This is a genomic window from Halostagnicola larsenii XH-48, from assembly GCF_000517625.1.
GTDB classification, from domain to species: Archaea; Halobacteriota; Halobacteria; order Halobacteriales; family Natrialbaceae; genus Halostagnicola; species Halostagnicola larsenii.
Genome location: NZ_CP007057.1, coordinates 67,920 through 87,210 on the forward strand (window position 1 = coordinate 67,920; position 19,291 = coordinate 87,210).

Sequence of the window (19,291 nt, forward strand, 5' to 3'; positions counted from 1 at the left end):
GCCCCGTGGATGGTGTACCCGCACGGGGCACGGCCCACAACGCCGCGCAGACCACGCTGCCATCGTTACCCTAGTATCCGAGCGTGTCATAGCTGTACTTCCGATTTTTAACGTCACAGTTTACGGTGAGCGACCAGATTTCACAGGTTACGATGATTGAACGAAAAAGAATCTCTACATCCCGTACGGATCGAAGACTCGAGAGAGGAGTTTTCGCTCAGCCGCCCGGAGATGCTGTGTGAACGTCGCTCGAGAGACGCCGAATTTCGAGGCGATTTCGGTGGTGTTGTGTTCTCGCGGTCGTTCGAAGTACCCGGAGTGGTAAGCGAGTTCGATCGCCTGTAGTTGCTTGTCGGTCATCGACGCGAGGAGGTCTCCCACCGTCGTCGTATTCGTCGGATGTCGGTTCGACTGGATCGAACCGACGCTCGCGTCGGGATAGCGCTCCTCGAGCGCCGATGAGAGCGCGTTGACGTCCCTGTCGTCGGGGCAGACGACCGTGACGGTCACCCGTCCGTGATCCGCGGCGGTGTCCAGAACGCGACCCCCGCGTTCGGCCAGCAGACCCTCAGGTGTGGGGGTGGTGACGACCAGTTCGCACCGTCCCGTCTCCGCGTCGATCGTCGCCGACGCGACGCCATCGACGCTGTCGGTGGCCGTCTGAACCGCGGCCTCGGAACCCGACTCGAGTTTGAGGAGGTAACACAGCCCGTCTTCGCGGTAGATCGCCGTCAACACTTCGAGTGTCGTCCCCTCTGGGAGGGTCGCGCTGAACGCGAGAAGCGGATGCCGGTCGTCCGTGAATTCGAACGTCACGATGACCGGTGTCGCCGATACCAGCGATTGCTTCCACTCGGCCGTGCGGAACGCGTACCCGATTGTTTCGCCGTATTCGCCGAGCACCTCGAGTTCGTGATCGTCGATTGCGTCGGGTTCGCTCCCGTAGACGGCGAGGACCCCGATGACGCTTCCGTCGTGCTTGACCGGGACTGCCGCAGCGGTCTCGAATCCGTGCGCCGTCGCGACGGCATGCCACCCCGTCAGCGTTGGTCTTGTTCCGTCCTCTCGACGCGATCGGTCGTCCGCGTCGGTAGCGTGAATCGACGGAACGACGACGGGTTCGCGTCGCTCGAGAGCGGCCAGTGCAGGCTCGAGATTCCGATCCGAGTTATCCTCCCGTGTGAACAGTTCGTCGACGTACGCCGCGTCGCCGGCGACGGACTGCGGGACGAACCCGCGCGCGTGATCGTCGGTGCCGATCCAGACGCACTCGTAGCCGTGTTCGGTCACGAGGTGCTGGCAAAACTCGCGTGCGAGTCCCCTTCGAGTCGTGGTCGCGGTGACGATCTCGAGCATCGCCTCTTTGCCCCGGCGCTCTTGGGCGAGGGCCCGTTCGGCACGATACGAGTGGACGGTCGTCTCGATTCGGCGCGCTAGCACGTCGTCGCGGCCGGCGAGCATCCGCTTGGGAAGATAGTCGGTGACCTGCCGACCGATGGCGTCGCTGGCGACGGTCTCGCTTCCGGCGCCGGTAACGAGCAGGAACGGTCGGTCGGCATCGATCTCTCGCACCGTCTCCAGTAGCCCGAGGCCGGTCCCATACTCGAGTTGATAGTCACAGACCACACAATCCGGATCGACCGTCTCGAACGCCTCGCGGGCCGACTCGAGCGTGGTTGCCGTCGTGACGATGAACGCTTCGCGTTGGTGCTCGAGGACCGCTCCGGTGGAGTCGACCCACGTCTCGTCGTCGTCGACGAGCAGGATATCGATGGCGTCCATCCCCACAGATGAGTTGCCTTCCGGTCGGCGATCGAACTCGTCTTCGGCAGTCCGGCTGGGAGATTGATTTTCGGCAGTCCGGCGATCAGACTCGTCTCCGCCAGTCATGATCGCGATATCGCGGCGACGTTCCATGTGGCTCGCGATTGGGCAGGTATCTGATTGACCGTCCACCAGTTACACCCGGTGAATCGTCGGTGGTGGACCATTTCGTGTGACAGTCTCCGCCCCAGACCGTAAAGTAATACCCATCGTATGGTGGTACAGTGTGGGAAACGAAGGCGACTGCCCTCAACGACCGGATACGGCTGCTTCCTAGCTGTATCTCCCGAATCGCGTTTTACCCGCACCACTTTCAGAATAGTACAACCGGGACACCGAGCGACAATTGATGACAAAATAGTAAAGTATAGACGACTGGCGTGTGAGAGCAGCGTATGACGTGGCAGTGGACCGTATTCACCGTCCCACTGGTCGTCGCGTTCTGTCTGTTATGTGTCGTGGCGGCGTTTCTGTTCGCCCGCTGGCGACGAAACGACAGCGTCCCCGGCATCGCACTCGCAACAGGCCTCGTCATATCCATCGCGGTGACCCTCGGCTGGTACGTCCTCGAGCTTTCGGCCGTCTCCCTCGAGACCAAACTGCTGTTCAACCAGTTACAGTACATCGGGCTCGCCCCCGTGACCCCGTTCATTCTGGGCTACGTGCTCGTCTACATCGGCCGTGGCGACCTTCTGACGCGTCGGGGATATCTCCTGTTGTTCGCCCCGGCTGTCCTCACCCTCTTTGCTGTTTTTACCAACGACTTCCACTGGCTGTTCTGGGCCGACGTCTCGCTCCACCACGGCGAGTCGTCCGTCATGCTCACCAACTACTTCGGTCCGGCCTATGCGGGGTTCTTCGCGTACACGTGCGCATACGCGATCACCAGCATGGCACTTCTCGGTTGGAAGGCTATCGACGCTCACGGCGTCCACCGCTGGCAGATCGGGGCGCTGATCGTCGGCATCGTCGCGCCGCTTTTCGGCGGAACCGTCTACGTCCTCGGGTTCGTTCCGCCGCAGTACCCGACGCCGACGTACGTCGGGTTCGTGGTGACGGCGGTCGCGTTCGCCTGGCCCGTGTTTCGGCTGGACCTGTTCGGGTTAGTCCCCATCGCCTACCGGACCCTCGTCGAACAGATGGACGACGGCGTCGTCGCCTGCGACGAGAACGGAACCATCGTCACCGCCAACGACGGTGCGGCCACGCTCCTCGAGTCGACGCCCGCTGCCCTGGTCGGCGAACTGGTCGAGGACGAACTGGCCCTGATCGTGGCGGACGAAAACGGCGCTCCTCCTCATCTCGCCGACGGACCCGGTGAGTGGACGACGACCGTCGGGAATCGGGTCGTTGATGTCTCGGTCACGCGCCTCGAGCAATCGGACACCCGCGTCGGTCGGCTGTACCTCCTCACGGACGTCACGGAGCGCCACAACAGGGAGCGACGATTGAATCGGCAGAACACGTACCTCGACGAGTTCGCGTCGGTCGTCTCCCACGACATCGCCACGCCACTGACCATCATCGAGAACCAGGCGCAACTGGTCGAGATGACGGGCGACACCGACCACGTCGACGAGATTTTCGAATCGACCGAGCGGATCCACGAGCTGATGGACGAACTGCTCGAGTTGGCTCGGCAGGGGAAAGCGGTCGACGAGACCGAGCCGGTCGACCTCGCGACGATCACCCGGACGGTCTGGCGGGACATTGACCGTCAGGAGAGCGGGCTCATTGTCGAATCCTCGAAGGGTTTTCTCGCAAGCGAAACGCGACTCGTTCAACTCCTCGAGAATCTCCTGCAGAACGCGGTGACACACGGTTCGCCAGCTCGCAGGTCGGAAACCGACGCCGGGAGCCACCGCGGGGGAGGCGGGGCAGGGGCCCGCGAACGCGACCTGACGATCCGTGTTGGGGCGCTCTCGGACGGTTTCTACCTCGAGGACGACGGTGTCGGTATCCCGCCTGACGACCGAGCCCAGGTGTTCGAACAGGGGTACACCTCGACCCCCGACGGAACGGGACTCGGACTGGCCATCGTCGAACGGATAGCCACCGCCCACGGGTGGACGATCACGGCGACGGAGAGCGACGAAGGCGGTGCGCGGTTCGAAGTCGTTGGCGTCGATGCCGTCCCCGCCGACAGTCTCGAGGACGATACTGATCGGTTGCGGACAGGCGATCGGTCAGTTGGCGCGACGAACGGTCGCGTTCCCGAGCGCTGACCGCACCCCGTAGACGGTGTGATTCGAACCGGTGTCCCTCACGCAGGTGGCCACCACCATACACTGGTATCTGCTTCAAGTCCCGAGAGTGTCTCGAGATTACCTGGGGGGAGGTTTTACAGATATGATCCGAGAACTGGAAGGAATAGCGGAGGGACGTTCGGACGACGCCACGCAATCACCGTGGACATCGGTCTCGAGACGTGCGATGGAAATGACGCAAACGGTCGATTCACGATGACAGCAGGAAGCCACCGTGCGGAGAGCATGTCGTTATCAATCGGTATCGCAGTCGTCCTACTGGCGGTAAGTGTCGGATTCCTTTCTGCTGGTGTCGTGGCGGAACCGATCGACGACACAGCGGGAATGTCCGGTGATGCGGCGGAAACGACTACCGTCGCACCGACGTACGAACTCGAGATCGATAACGACGGCAGCGCCGCCGCCATCGGTTTCCCTGGCCCCGTCAACGGTACCGTCGACGATCTTTTCGTCAAGGGTACCGACGGCGTTTCCGCCGTCTACCGCTACTCGCCGGCCGACGCCACCTGGAACAACGTTCTCGAGGGTGACGGCGTCGACGACTTCGACGACGTCTCCGTCGACCCGATGGACTCATTGGTCGTCCTCACCACCGGCCAGGGCGATTCCGAGACGATTTCGCTCAAGGTTAGCCTCAAGGCCCAGACCGACGAGACGGGTACGTCCGACCAGCGAGACGTCGACGCGGGCTGGAACTTCGTCTCCGCGCCGCAATACACCGACGCTGACGCGGCTTTCGGTGCGGACAGCGCCGCCACCGCGTCGCTCGTGCTCGAGCGCTACGACGGCCCGCGAACCGTCGCCGTCGAGCAGACGCCCGAATTCGGCGAGTACTACCTCGACAGCGGCCAACCGCCAGTGACGGATCCATTTAGCGGCTACTTCGTGTTCGCACAGGACGACGGCGCTCTCTCAACCGCTGTTAGCGACGTCGCGGATCGGGACGACGCTGACGCACAGTTAGGCCTCCCCGTCATCGAAGACGTCTCGATCGGCGGCGAAATATCCTCGAGCGCCGAAGACGGGAACCTGGCCGACGAGGATGTCACGGTCCGACTCGACGGCGAGGAAGTCGACGTCGCTGACGGTGCCTACGAGACCACCGTCGACCCCGGCGAGTACACGCTGACCGTCGAGGCCGACGGCCACCGAACCGAGACGAGGGAACTCGACGCCCGTTTTGGTACCCAATACGACGAAGACATCGCGCTCGATGGCCGGGTCGACAACGGTACCCGAACGTACGTCTCTGCTGCCGCCGCGACGGCGGACGCGGCCGAAGGCGACACCATTGTGCTCCGTCCCGGCACCTACGACGAAGACGTCACGATCGAAACCGACGGCGTGACACTGCTCACAGCGGACGCCGCGGCGTCCCGCGCGGGTCCCGATGCCGCCGCCGTCGAAACCGAAGCAGACGACGGGTCGACCGTCACGATCAACGGCGTTCTCGAGATCGACGATGCCGACAACGTGACCGTCGCGGACGTCTCGGTCCGGAGCGACCACTACGGCGTCTCCGTCGTCGACAGCGAGGATATCTCGCTCTCGGCGATAGACGCGACTGTTGGCTCCTCGGGTCTGCACTTCGACAACGCCTCGTCGGTCGAGACGACTGACTTTCGCGTCGAGGAGGGCCTCTACGGGGTAACCGTCCAGGCGGAAGGCGGCGACCTCGAGGACGTTTCGTTCGGGCGAGGCGTCGAGTTCGACGTGGCCGTCCCGGTCGCCGTCGTGGGCGAGGACGGCACCGACACGACGGCGGTCCCCGAGATATCGCTTGAGGACGATCTGAACTACCGGGTTCCGATGTCGGACACCTACTTCGACGACGGAACCGGCTTCACGTTCGACGAAGCCGCCGCGATCGACGCCGCGATCGCGCTCGACGGGGAGGACTCCGTCGACGCGGCCGCGGTTCAGCGAGTCTCGGACGACGCATTCGTCGTCTCGCCGGAGCTGTCGCTTCAGGCCGCGAACGATCTCGCCGAGGAGGGCGCGACGATCGAGGTTCGCGACGGCACCTACGACAAGGATGTCGAGATCACCACTGACGGGGTGACCGTCACCGGCGACGGAGCGACGTTCGAAGGGATTGTCAGCGTCAGCGACGCCCGGAACGTGACCATCGATGGGCTCAGAGTAATCGACGCGTTCAACGGCCTCATCCTCTTCGATTCGACCGACACGACGATTACGGACGTTGAAGTCTCCGGAGCCGCCAACGGATTCGGGATTGCGGGTTCCGACGGCACCGAAATATCCGGGGTGACGGCTTCCGACAACGAACGCGGTCTCATCGTCGCCGATAGTGACGTATACGTGACCGTTTCCGACAGCACGTTCGAAGGGAACAGGGACGGGATCCTCAACGCCGGAGACGGAACGCTCACCGTCCGGACCGGGACGATCGTCGGGAACGACGCCGGTGCCATCAACGAGGGAGACGGGGCCATCGACGCCGCCGAAAACTGGTGGGGAACTCCGAGCGGCCCAAGCGGCGATGCCGTTGGCATCGGTGACACCATCACGGACGGCGTCGAGTACGAACCGTGGCTCGACGCCCCACCGGGCGAGGATCCCGTGAGGGTCGAAGACGCGGGTCTCGCCGTTGAGAACTTCGAAACGGACACGACCGAAGCCGTCCGCGGCGATTCCATCACGACGAGCGCCGACGTAACTCACGAGGTCGAGAGCGTCGCGCCCGAGAACGCAGACGTGGCCAACGAGGTCGAGGACGTTACGTCCCAGAACGCAGACGGGTCGGAATACCGGATCGAATACGTGCTCGTCGACGGCGATTACGAGGAGACGATCGCAACGAAGCGCGTCACCCTCACCGTCGGCCAGACCGAACGCGTTACGTTCGAGGAGTCGATCCCGGAGCGCACGACCGCCCACGAGCGACGAACCGTCGAGCACGTGGTTCGAGTCGCGGACGAAGGGGCTTCGACCGGCCGCGATCTCGAGCTGGCGAACTCGATCGAGACCGCCGTCGAAACCGCTGACGCGACGGGGGCGAGCACGGTCGAGGTCGAACCCGGAACGTACGCGGAAGCGCTGACCGTGGACGTCGACGGCCTGACCCTCCAGTCGAGCGACGGCGCCGAGGAGACAACCCTCGCCGCGGAGACGGCGACGGTCGCCGGCGAAGACATCACGGTCGACGGATTCACGTTCGACGGCGGAGCGGGCGATGCCGCGGTCGTTCTCGCCGGCGACGGCGCGACGCTACGCTCGAGCGTCATTGACTCCGGAGACGCGACCGACGCCGTTCGCGTCGCCGCCGCCGATGTCGAGGTCACCGACAGCGAACTGTCCGGAGCGACCGACGCGGGCGTCCGGTTCACCGACGGCACTCCCGACGGTACCGTCTCCGAGAGCGACATCGTTGACAACGGCGTCGGCGTCGTCAACGACGGAACCGTCACCGTCGACGCCCGCTGGAACTGGTGGGGGAGCGCCGGGGGGCCCGGAACGAGCGGGGCCAACGATGCCAGCGGCGACGTCGGCGTCGAACCGTGGCTCGACGGCCCGATCCCGGACGGCGAGGCGGTCACCGGCGACATCGCCGGGACGGTCACCGCGTCCGGCGAAACCAGCGGAACCGACGCCTCGGCGGCGGGAACGATTATGACTACCGCGACACCCGGCGAGACGGATCCGGTCTCCGACGCGGCGGTGACTGTGTACCCGTTCGATCCCGACGCGTCGGACGAGGAATCGATGGACCCGATCACCGTCGCGTCTGACGGGACCTACGGGATCCCCGACCTCCCGATCGGCACCCACGGTCTCGAGGTCAAAGCGGACGGGTTCGCCTCCGAGGTTCGCGCCGTCACCGTCAAGCAGGACGCGAGGACGGATGCGACCGACTTCGCTCTCGAGTACGCCGAGAGCGGGACGGTCACGGGCGAGGTCGATCTCGACTACGTCGACCCTGCCGAGGGCCTGACCGTCACGGTCGCCCTCGAGGGGACCGAGTACGCGACGGATGTCGATTTCGATGGCGAGGCCGGCACGAAATCGTTCACCATCGACGGCGTGGACGTCGACGTCGACGACGGCTACGCGCTGACCGCCTCGACCGACTCGGTTCACTACGGCGAGGAGGTCACGGTCGACGCCTTCGCGGTCGACGTCGGCGAGACCGTCGATGTCGGTCAACTGACGTTCGAACGCGATACCGAAACAGTCACCGGGACGGCGACGGCCTCCGGCGACACGGCAGACGGGGGCAAAATGATGACCACGGCCGCCACGCCGGGCACCGGCGAGCCCGTCACAGACGCGACCGTCACGGTCCATCACTTCGATACCGAGGCGGCCGACAACGGGGACAGAACCGTCGACGTCACTGACGGGACGTTCACCGTTCCAGACGTGCCGGTCGGTACGCACGGCTTCGTCCTCGAGGGTGATTCGATCGCCAGTACCCTCGAGACGGAGACGGTCGAGACCGGCGGTGAGAACGTCGTCGACTTCGAACCCGCCTACGCCTCGGGCGGCACCGTCACCGGTACCGTTACGCTTCCACACGCCGCCGACGGCGACTTCGCGGTCGACATGGCGGTCCTCAACGGCGGGACCGAGGTGGCGACGGGGACGGCGACCGTCCCGGACGGCGAGCAGTCGAGCGAATACTCCATCGAGGACGTGGACGTGAACGTCGACGACGGCTACACGGTCGAGGCAACGACTGAGGCCTTCGTCGGCACTGAATCGGTCCAAGACGTGACCGTCGATGTCGACGAAACCGCCGGCAAAGTCGACATCGCGTTCGACAAGTCGGACGCGGTGGCCCAGAACGTCGCCCTCGAGCGCGATGTGAGCGGTACCGCCACAGTCGGCGAGACGGTCACCTACACGGCGACGGTGACCAACGACGCCGGGACGCCGATCGAGGGGACGACCGTCGACACGAGCGACGACGGCGAGGAAATCACCTACGCCGACGGGCAGTCTGCGACCACGGACGCCGACGGCCGGGCGACGTTCGAGGTGTCGACCGAGATGCCCCACACGGGCGATTTTGCTACGGAAGACCCGATCGAGTTCACGTTCACCGAGAGCGCGACCGGACACTCGGCCGGCGACACCGTCGAGTTCGAGGTTGGAGCGGCGGCGAATGTAGACGCCGAGGTGACCAGCACGTCGACGGCGACCTACCCGGTTGCTACGGTCGATATCGAGGTCGTAGACGAGTTCGGCAACGACGTCTACACCGAGGTCGAAATCGACGTCTCCGGGTTCGAGGAGTTGAAAGACCCGACCAGCGGGGACACGTATACCACCACCCCCGGCCCGGTCAAGTTCCGATCCCATGCACTCGAGGATATCACGGAAGTCAGGATAACGGAACCCACCACCGGTGTCTACGACGACGTGCACTTCGAACTCGACCCAGACAGGTGAATCCCTCGGGGGAACGTGGTTCGAGACGCCAGCGGCGTCTCCTCAGCAAACGAAGCCACGGGCTTCGCGGACATTGCGACGCTTCGATTCGCTCGGTTATGGACGATTCAGCTCTTCCGACCAACCTCGAGACACTGGGCTTGGGTATCCGTGGAGCCGGCCGTCACCCGCTCATCTGTCGGGCTCTACGACCATCGGCGACCGAGCGGTGACGCCGTCCGCCGAGTACCCGACTGACAACGCAGTTACCGTCTCCTCCGAGCTGAGGTCGGCAGCGATAACCGATCCAGTTCGAAGAGGTGATCCGAGCGGTCGTCACGTCGTCGATGGAGTATCTCAATCCTTCGAGTTTCGGGTCGAAGCCGACCGTCCCCGCCGCGAAGTGGGTGATTGTGTCGGGCCTCGAACCGACGGCCACCACCATACACTGGTATCTGCTTCAAGTCCCGAGAGTGACTCTTTCAGAGTATGTGGGGGTGCATTTCACAGACATGATTCGAGAATCGGAGAGGGAAACAGAGGGACGTTCGGACGGCGCCATGCGATCACCATGGGCGTCAGTTGCGAGACGTGCGGTTGAAACGACACAGACGGTTGATACACGATGACAGCGGAAAGCCATCGTGCTGAAACGGTATCGCTGGTGATCGGTATCGTCGCCGTTCTACTCATAGCGAGTCTCGGGTTGCTTTCTGCTGGCGTCGCAGCGGACACGATCGTTTCCGGGGCGGACATGACCGGTGGCGCGGCAGAACCGGCTGACGACGCACCGACGTACGAACTCGAGATCGACAACGATGGTAGCGCCGCCGCCATCGGGTTCCCCGGGCCCGTCGATGGCACCGTCGACGACCTCTTCGTCGAGGGCACCGACGGCGTTTCCGCCGTCTACCGGTACTCAGCGGCGGACGAGGGCTGGAATAACGTCCTCGAGGAGGAGGGCGTCAACGACTTCTCGGACGTCTCTGTCGATCCGATGGATTCGCTGGTCGTCCTCACGACCGGCCAGGGAGATTCGGAGGCGATTCCGCTCGAGGTCACCCTCGAGACGGAAACCGGTGACACGGTTACGCCCGGCCAGCGAGCCGTCGAAGCGGGGTGGAACTTCGTCTCCTCGCCACAACACACCGACGCCGACACCGTTTTCGGTTCGGGAACCGCCAATACCTCGCTCGTGCTCGAGCGCTACGACGGCCCGCGAACCGTCGCCGTCGAGCAGACACCCGAGTTCGGCGAGTACTACCTCGACAGCGGCCACCCGCCGACGACGGATCCCTTTAGCGGCTATTTCGTGTTCGCACAGGACAACGGCACCGTTCCGACCGTCGCGAGCGGTATCACGGATCGGGACGACGCCGACGCCCAATTGGATCTCCCGACTTTCGACGAAGTGACGGTCCGCGGGGACATCACGTCGGGAGCCGAAGACGGGGCGCTCACCGACGGGGATCTCACCGTTCGACTCGACGGCGAGGAGATCGACGTTACCGATGGCGAGTACGAGGAAACGCTCGCACCCGGCGAGTACACGGTGACCGTGGAAGCCGACGGTCACCAGACGGCGACGCGGGAACTCGACGCCCGTTTCGCCACGACATACGAGGAGGACATCGAACTCGAGGGTGCCGTCGTGAATCGGGACGGCGAGAAATCGTACGTCTCGGCGGCCGCGGCTGCGGAAGACGCTGGCGACGGCGCGACGATCTCCCTCGAATCGGGAACGTACGAGGACGATCTCGAGATCACCGCCGACAATGTCACCATCGAGGGAACCTCTGGAGTCTCGCTCGTGTCGACCGCTGCGAAGACCGGCGAGACGACTGTCGTCGGCGACATCGATATCGCGGCCAACGGGGTGACGATCAGGGACCTTTCGGTGCACGACGGAACGGTCTCCGCCGGTAGCTCCGACGACCTGGCGTTGTCCGGCCTCGACATCATGGGGGAGACCGGTACTGCTGATCCTGGAGTGAATTCGGCCGGTATCGAGGTCGAAGGGGGAACAAACCTCTCGATCACGGACGTAGCGATCGAGGCCGACCGCGGTATCTCCGTCAGCGGCGTTCGAACCGCCGATCTGCGCGGTATCGACGTGACGACCGACGACGGAACGGGGCTCGTTCTCTACGACGCCACGGGCGTCGACCTCGACGGAGTGGCCGTCGAGGGGGCGGACCAGGCCGTCGGACTCATTAATCTCGCTGACAGCACAGCCGGGAACGTCACGATCGAAGACAGCAATCTCGGGCTCGCCGTCGGGAACGAAAGCGGTTCCCAGACGCGACCGGAGAACCTTACGTTGACGGGCGATCTCGAGCTGGGGGCTATCGTCCCGTACGCGGAGATGACCGAGGATACGACGGATCCGGTCGATATCGATCGGCCCGACGGATTGACGTACGCGATTCGAACCGAACCGGTCAGCGGAGTGCCGGTCTCGATAACCGGCTTCGCGTACGACGAAACAAGTGCCATCGCGGGTGCGGTGGCGCTCACCGATGCGAGCAGCGGGCAGCCGCTCGCCGAAGCCAGTGCGGTCCAACGGATCTCGGACGAGGTGTACGTCGTCGCGCCGGAAACGTCGCCCCAGGACGCCGCCGACATCGCAAGCGAGGGCGCGACGATCGAAGTTCGGGAGGGGACGTACGACGGGGAGATGTCGATCCAGACCGACGGCGTCACTGTCTCCGGCGAAAATGCGACGTTCGAAGAAAAATTCGAGATCGACAGCGCGAACGACGTCACCCTTGACGGACTGTCGGCCACGAACCACACCATCGGAATCGAGGTGGCGTCTTCGAGTGGGGTGACTCTCAGGGATGTAAACGCGAGCGGAAACGAGTATGAGGGTTTGCTGGTCGATTCGTCCCAGAACGTCGAGATCGTCGACGCGACAGCCAGCGATAACTACAACGGGTTGATCAACGTTGGCGACGGCACCTCCGTCACCGCGTCAAACAGCACGTTTGCCGAGAACGAAGGGTGGGGAGTCGGGACCGACGGCGACGGCTCGCTCACCGTTCGAAACAGCACGATCAACGGCAACGGCGACGGCGCTGGCATTTGGAACGACGGGACGCTGGATGCCGCCGAGAACTGGTGGGGTGATTCGAGTGGACCGAGCGGCGAAGCCGACGGCACCGGCGACTCCGTCGACAGCGGCGTTGACTACGAGCCGTGGCTCGACGCCCCGCCGGGAGAGGGCCCCGGCGGCCTCGAGGACGCCGGCGTCGAACTATCGAACTTCGAAACGGACGCGACCGCGGCCAACCGCGGCGACACCGTCACCACGAGCGTCGACGTGACGAACGCGGTCGAAAGCGCCGGTATTTCGACGATGGCGATCAATGACGGCGCGGAATTCGAGGTGGAGTACGTGCTTGTCGACGGCAAGGACGAAGCACAGATCGCGAGCGAGACGGTGACTGTCGTCGCGGGCGAGACGGAGACCGTCGAGTTCACCGAATCGCTGCCCGGAAGCACGACCGCTCACGAGGAACGATCCGTCGAACACGAAATCAGGATCGCCGGCGAAGGGGTAGGCGAACGCGCCGACCTCGAGCTCTCCAACCCGGTTCAGACCGCACTCGAGTTCGCCGAGTCGGAGGGCACGAACACGGTCGACGTCGAATCTGGGACGTACGACGAAACGGTCGACCTTGACGTTGACGGCCTGACAGTGACCGGTCCAGCCGACGGAACCGCGACGATCACGAACGACTCCACGCCGGTAACCGTCTCCGGAACCGGAACCACCGTCGAGGGCCTAACGATCGAATCGACCGATCTCGATTCTGCCGTCGAAATCGTCGATCCGGCGACCGACGTAACCGTGGCCGACAACGCCATCGACGGCGGGGTCTTTGTGGCCGCGAACGACGGCAATCTCGACGGCGTCACGATCGAAAGAAACGAGATCGAGGCTGTGGAGAACAACGGCGTACTCGCGTCGGTTAGCGGCGATGATACGGTGATCGACGGCCTCGAGATCGTCGACAACGTCTTCGGCGAGTACCACCAGAACGCGATCAGAGTGTACTCCGCCAGTGGCGGAGAATTCATTGCCCCGGTCGAGATCACCGGGAACGAAATCGTCGAGGAGGATATCTTTGAATCCGACGGTATCTACGTCCACGCAGCGATAGAAAGCGTCTCGATCGAGAACAACGAGATTCGTAACGCTCAAAGTAGCGCGATCAACGTCCAAGGAGCTGCGGCCGAGATCACGGTTCGCCAGAATACGATCGCCGACAACGGAGCGGGGATCAAACTCTACAGCTCCGGGACGCTCGAGGCGACCGAGAACTGGTGGGGCGACGCAAGCGGCCCGAGTGGGATCGGCGATGGTACCGGGGACGCAATCGAAGTTGACGGTGATGGATCCGTCGAGTACGAACCGTGGCTCGACGGGCCGATTCCCGACGGCGAGCCGGTCACCGGCGATGTAACCGGGACTGTGATCGCCTCCGGCGAGATGACCACGCGGTCGACAGTCGGAAGTGCCGCCCCCATCACGGACGCGGACGTCACGATCCATCTGTACGACCCCGACGCGGTTGGCGACGGTAACGAGACGGTCGCCGTGGACGACGAAGGGACGTTCCTCGCGGAGGACATCCCGATCGGAACGCACGGACTCGTCGTGGAGGCCGATGGTTACGCGACCGACGAGCGCACCGTTCGGGTCGATCGCGACCAGACGACGACCGCCGATTTCGACCTCGATTACGCGGAGGGCGGTTCCATCGAGGGAACCGTGTCGCTGGGCGGCGAGCCGAGCGAATCGGTGAGCGTCGACGTGATCGCGACAAACGGCGACGAGACGTTCACCGACGCCGTCACGATAGACGACCAAAGCGATAGCGCGGAGTACTCGATCGACGCCGACGTCGACGTCGACGATGGATACGCGGTGACAGCCGAGGCGACCGGCGACGCTGCGGACGAGTTCGCGACCGAAACCGACGACGTCGAGGTCGGAATCGGGGAGACCGTCACCCTCGACCTCGCGCTCGAACCGCTCGCGACGCAGGTGGATTACGAGGCCGATCCTGCCGACGAGACCGTCATCGACGACGGCTCGGACGCGATCACGTACACGGTAACCAGCGCAAACGCTCTGGGAATTTCGGTCGCCGGGATCGAGGTCGAAGCCGACGCCTCCGCCGGGGAGAGCGTCGATGTCAACGGCGACGGTGACACCGCGACGGAAGAGACGGACGCGACCGGCGCGGTCGAGTTCGTCGTCACCTCCGATACCATCCAAGACGATGTCGGGGTCGCTTTCACCGAGCGACAGACCGGAAACGAACACGGCGTGACCGGGACTCTCGAGGTCATCAATGAGGTTGACGAACTGAACCTGGCACTCGAGTCCCCGGTGCCCGACGCGACGGTCATTGAGATTTCCCTCGAGGTTATCGGCGTTCACGGCGATCCCGTTGACGGCGAGTCCATCAACTTGCAGATCAACGAGGGAAGCGGCCGTCTTCACCTTCACGGGATGGATCAAGGTGATCAGACGAACCACTACACGGACGGTAGCGGTGACTTCGCTCCCACCCAAAATACCGGGGACCAGCCCCAGTACATCGGTGAGTACGGAGAGCAAGTCGAGATCGAAGCGTCGGACGAAGACGGCGAGGTCGTCGAGACGGCCACAGCCGTGTTGGAGTGATCGAAATGACACAACTACGAAACACTACCAAGGAATCGACGATTGGTCATCACCGTCTTTCGGCAACCAGCGCGCGGATTCGGACGGGGCGATCCGAATGACGGGGCCGACAGAATCCGGCCGACCCGCACTCGTAGCACTGCTCGTTTGCGCCTTGGCGCTCTCGACCATCGCTGCCGTCGGGCCGGTAGCCGCACAGGATGACGGGCCGCCGCCGCTGCCGGCCGCATACTACGGCGATCTCGAGATCAACGGCGAACCGGCCGACGCGGGCGTCGTCGTCGAAGCCGAAGTTGACGGCGAGGTACGGGGCTCGAGTACAGTCGGTGAAAACGCCACCTACGGCGGACCCGACGCCGAGGACCCGAAACTCGAGGTCGACGGAACTGACGGCGACGCCGGCGAGAATGTCACGTTCTACGTCGAGAGTGAGGACTTCGACAGGACGGCGATCGACGACTACGACAACATCACATGGGAACCGGAAACCGTCAAGCGGATCGATCTCAGCGCTGCGGTCGAATTCGATGATGGTGATGATGGGAATAGTGATGATGGGAATAGTGATGATGGCGATGATAGTGGCGGTGAAGACAGTGACGATGGGGACGGCGGTGACGGTGATAATGGGAGTAGTGAAGATAACGATGATGGGGAGGTCGATGGTGGTAACGGCGATGACGGTGATGATGCGAATAGTGAAGATGGTGATGATGGTGGCGGTGAAGACAGCGCTGATGGGGACGGTGATGATGGAGGCAGTGAAGGCGGTGATAATAGTGATGGTAACCCAATCCCCGGGTTTGGATTTGGAGCTGCAGGGATTGCGGTATTCAGTGCGTTCGCGCTGCGTAATTACCGAGTGACTTCTCGCTGATATCCACTTGGCTGCAACGGCGAGGTTTCTCAAGCTGGGGGTATTGGTTATTGATTCACGGAGGCGGCTTGCGGGTTTCTATGCTCCTCGTTGGGCATTCACAGGGAGGAGAAAGTCGCCGCGTAGTGGTTCGGCATGAGCCGAGACTCATATCGCGAGGATTCCTCCACTTTAGACGCGATAAGGATATCAACGAGTGCTCTGTCCCTCACTCGAGGGACTCTTCACGTGTCTTGTGGATTTGGTCTGGAACCTCGTCGATGTGATCGAGTGCAACTTTGAGTATAGCATCATGGACTTCACGAGTTTCCTCGTCTCGGATCTCCATCCGGCGAAGCTCTGGCGTGACCTGTATCCCGAGTTTATCCTCGAGTTCATCCCACGTTTTGTCCCGCGCGTACAGTGGTTTTTGCCGAACCTCACTGTATTCAAACCCTGGCCCTGCGTCTGATGGCGATTTCGGTTCTGCGGATGGCGTTTGGGGTTCCGTCGATTGAGTCGATGTTTGTGTTGGTGAACTCGATTCTGGTGCGGATTCCGATTCTGTTTCGCTCTTGGTATCGATACCATCGTCGTCACTGTCGAGATCGTCAAACGGGTTATTGCTCATCGATTGACCCCTCCATTCGCGACGATCTCAGCGAGTTCTTGGTAGTACTGAATCTGGTCGCTATCTGGATCATACTCCTGCAGTGGCTGGTTTTCTTGTAGTGACCGCGATAGCGCTGATCGGTGTCGAATTCCGGGTTTTGGGGCCTGCATTTCACCCGCATCGATTCGATCGAATTCCTCAGCCGTAATACGGGCAAATGTCGGCACCACTTCTTGGAGTGATTGGCCGTCGTTGACCTCGTAGCTTGCCGTATTCAAATTCTCGAGCAATTCACGATCTTCTGTCTGCTGGTCGATTCGATCTGAGAGCTTGTTCGGGACCACCGCGAGTACGTCCACGTCGATATATTCACGTGCTGGCTCGATGAGTCGTTCCATTGTCCGTTTGTACCCACCGATCGCGCTCGAGCCGGGTTCGATCGGGATAATGACGTTCCCCGTTGCGACGAGCGCATTATTGTTGAGCATGCCCGGATACGCCGGACAGTCAAATACCACGAAGTCATACTCCTCACCAAGGAGCGGATCGACGATTTTCGATTTGACTCTGGCCGATCCCTGCATTGCCCCGGCCAAATCCTTCTCGACATCCTCGAGAGTGTTCGATGAGGGGAGTAGATCGAAGCCGTGATCGGTTGTTTGTATAATATCGCCAGGTGTCGCATCCCCCTCAAGGATTACATCACCAAGATTCGTCGTGTTCTGGTATGCGTCTTCGAACCCTAGCCCGTTCGTTGCATGCCCGTTCGGATCGAGGTCTGCAAATAATGTTTGGCCGTGTTCTGCCAACTGACGGGCGAGGTTCATTGACGTCGTTGATTTTCCAACTCCTCCCTTTAGGATAACTACGCTTACGGCTTGCGGAGTTTCTATACTCGTTTCCATAGGTTATTTTGCTGCCGCACTTTTGCTTGAACAATAGGTACCTATTCCGGATATTATTCTTCTGAGGGCTTTCATTGGTGAACAAGAGTGTCATAGGAGGTGACTGGCTTAAAATTACCGAAGATAGCTACTTGAGATGCAATAGGTAGGATAGATAGAATAGGTGCACCACCCATCTCACCTAAAGTCCCTGACCTACCTATTGCATCTATTCTGACTATTGAATCTATTCGATGGGTCTTTACTCAGCCACCTATTCCAGCTACTCTGTCTATTTCCCCTGTTGTACCTATCGGAGCTACCGCACCTGCTTAGGTCATGTTGGTAGAGGTCCCTTGTTTCCCTATTGAAGGAAAGATGCGTGAGTTAACAGTTGGAATCCCACTGGCGATACCTTAGGTACCTCAGGCACCTTATCTAAGGCACCTCCCTCACCTATTGCACCTATTTTCCCTTTAGCAGCTAGTTACCCGGTGAAGGCGAGAGAGTACCTGCGAAGCTGGAACTGTAGCCCTTTCTTGGACACACGATAAAAGGTGGAACCCCTCGCCAAAAGGATCAAAGGCGTCAATAGAAGCACTACAGATTGCCCCTTTTGAGTCGAAGATTGTGACGACGTATTTATCACACTGCTGTCATTCCGGAGGCTCCTTGTCAGCTGGCTTTGTCTACGTTGTTTGAAGAGTTCGTGATAGAGCTCCGATCACGCATCACTTGAACTCAGGAACGATCCCGGCAAACGCGGTTGCCACCCTGTCTCTGTCTACCAATGGGCTTTGGCAAGACATTACGATTCCACGATACACTCTAAAATAGGAAACTATTATTCAATAGCTGAGTCAGCTACCTCATCTGAGGTAGCTACTTGTTCGTGATTCCCAAAGACATCTTCCCACCAAGCACTCGCCGCATAATCGCTTTCTTCACCATCTCGACCGATAGGGTATTTGTAGAATCGACACTATGCCGGTGGGTGATGGTCTCGTAACTGACTACGTCACGGGTCTCGAGGATTCGTCTCCTCGATCGCGAAATTGATTTCATCGGTACCGGTCTATCTTTCTTCGAGGAGAGAATCCCGCAGTTTACGGCGGGGAGGATGTCACCATAATCCGTCATGCCGTCCGTCGTCGAGTACTCCGATTCGGATTCACTGAGTGGGCTCGAGGAACTGGGTCTCCTCTATATACAGAATCATATATTCTATAATGCTATATGATATTTGGTCAAACGACACCGACCGTGGCATCGGTCGCATCGCGGACTGCGTTGATGTCCTCGACACCACCGTGATGGGTTCGTCTTGATCGAACTGTACCTCGCCAGCATACTTCGCTGCCACAAGCGGGATCAACCGTGGACCGTCACCCTCTCTTCGGAGGGAGTAGATCTTCCGTGATTCCGGGTTTGACGGGAGAATCTCGTCCGTCGGTGACCGGTGCACCACACACTCGGTCGCGTTCGGATCACTTGTTACACGCTTATCGAACCCCTCGAGGACGTCAGATAGTCCGACGACCTTGCCGATCGCCTACCGACTCGTCGGTCGCGTGACCCTCCATCGAGCGGGCGTGCAAGTCCGGATGCTCGATGAAGAGGTCCACCACCTCGGCAACCCCCTTCTCGTACTCGATAGTAAAGACGAATTCGCGCATGATACTGTGTGTTTTCGCTCGACGCGTTTGATTTTGGTCGAGCGCGATTTTGTCTCCCACGGCGGTCTTGGCAGAGCAA

General features: G+C 61.7%; 7 protein-coding genes. 4 read left to right on the forward strand and 3 right to left on the reverse strand.

The genetic code is table 11. The features are described 5' to 3' along the window. Positions 1-174: 174 nt before the first annotated feature. Positions 175-1,917, reverse strand: a complete 1,743-nt coding sequence (locus HALLA_RS16745; protein ID WP_049954654.1) for a helix-turn-helix domain-containing protein — start codon at positions 1,915-1,917, stop codon at positions 175-177. 302 nt (positions 1,918-2,219) lie between these two features. Between HALLA_RS16745 and HALLA_RS16750 the strand changes: the two genes are divergently transcribed. From HALLA_RS16750 to HALLA_RS16770, 4 genes are all read left to right on the forward strand, one after another. Next, on the forward strand, positions 2,220-4,049 hold the full coding sequence (locus tag HALLA_RS16750; RefSeq protein ID WP_049954655.1) for a sensor histidine kinase: 1,830 nt from the start codon (positions 2,220-2,222) through the stop codon (positions 4,047-4,049). Positions 4,050-4,316: 267 nt separating this feature from the next. Then, positions 4,317-9,506 (forward strand): right-handed parallel beta-helix repeat-containing protein, encoded by a 5,190-nt coding sequence (locus HALLA_RS16755; protein ID WP_157231425.1) that lies wholly within the window; start codon positions 4,317-4,319, stop codon positions 9,504-9,506. A 604-nt stretch (positions 9,507-10,110) separates the two neighbouring features. Then, entirely contained in the window at positions 10,111-15,183 is a 5,073-nt protein-coding gene (locus tag HALLA_RS16765; protein ID WP_049954658.1) for a right-handed parallel beta-helix repeat-containing protein, read from the forward strand. A 97-nt stretch (positions 15,184-15,280) separates the two neighbouring features. Then, complete coding sequence (locus HALLA_RS16770) at positions 15,281-16,060, forward strand: hypothetical protein (protein WP_049954659.1); 780 nt, start codon at positions 15,281-15,283, stop codon at positions 16,058-16,060. A 606-nt stretch (positions 16,061-16,666) separates the two neighbouring features. Here HALLA_RS16770 and HALLA_RS16780 read toward each other — a convergent pair. Together HALLA_RS16780 and HALLA_RS20765 are read right to left on the reverse strand one after the other, a co-directional pair. Next, complete coding sequence (locus HALLA_RS16780; RefSeq protein WP_049954661.1) at positions 16,667-17,557, reverse strand: ParA family protein; 891 nt, start codon at positions 17,555-17,557, stop codon at positions 16,667-16,669. 1,502 nt (positions 17,558-19,059) lie between these two features. Beyond that, positions 19,060-19,212 carry a hypothetical protein gene (locus HALLA_RS20765; RefSeq protein WP_157231426.1) on the reverse strand — a complete coding sequence of 51 codons (153 nt, stop codon included), beginning with the start codon at positions 19,210-19,212 and terminating at the stop codon, positions 19,060-19,062. Between the last annotated feature and the right edge of the window lie 79 nt (positions 19,213-19,291).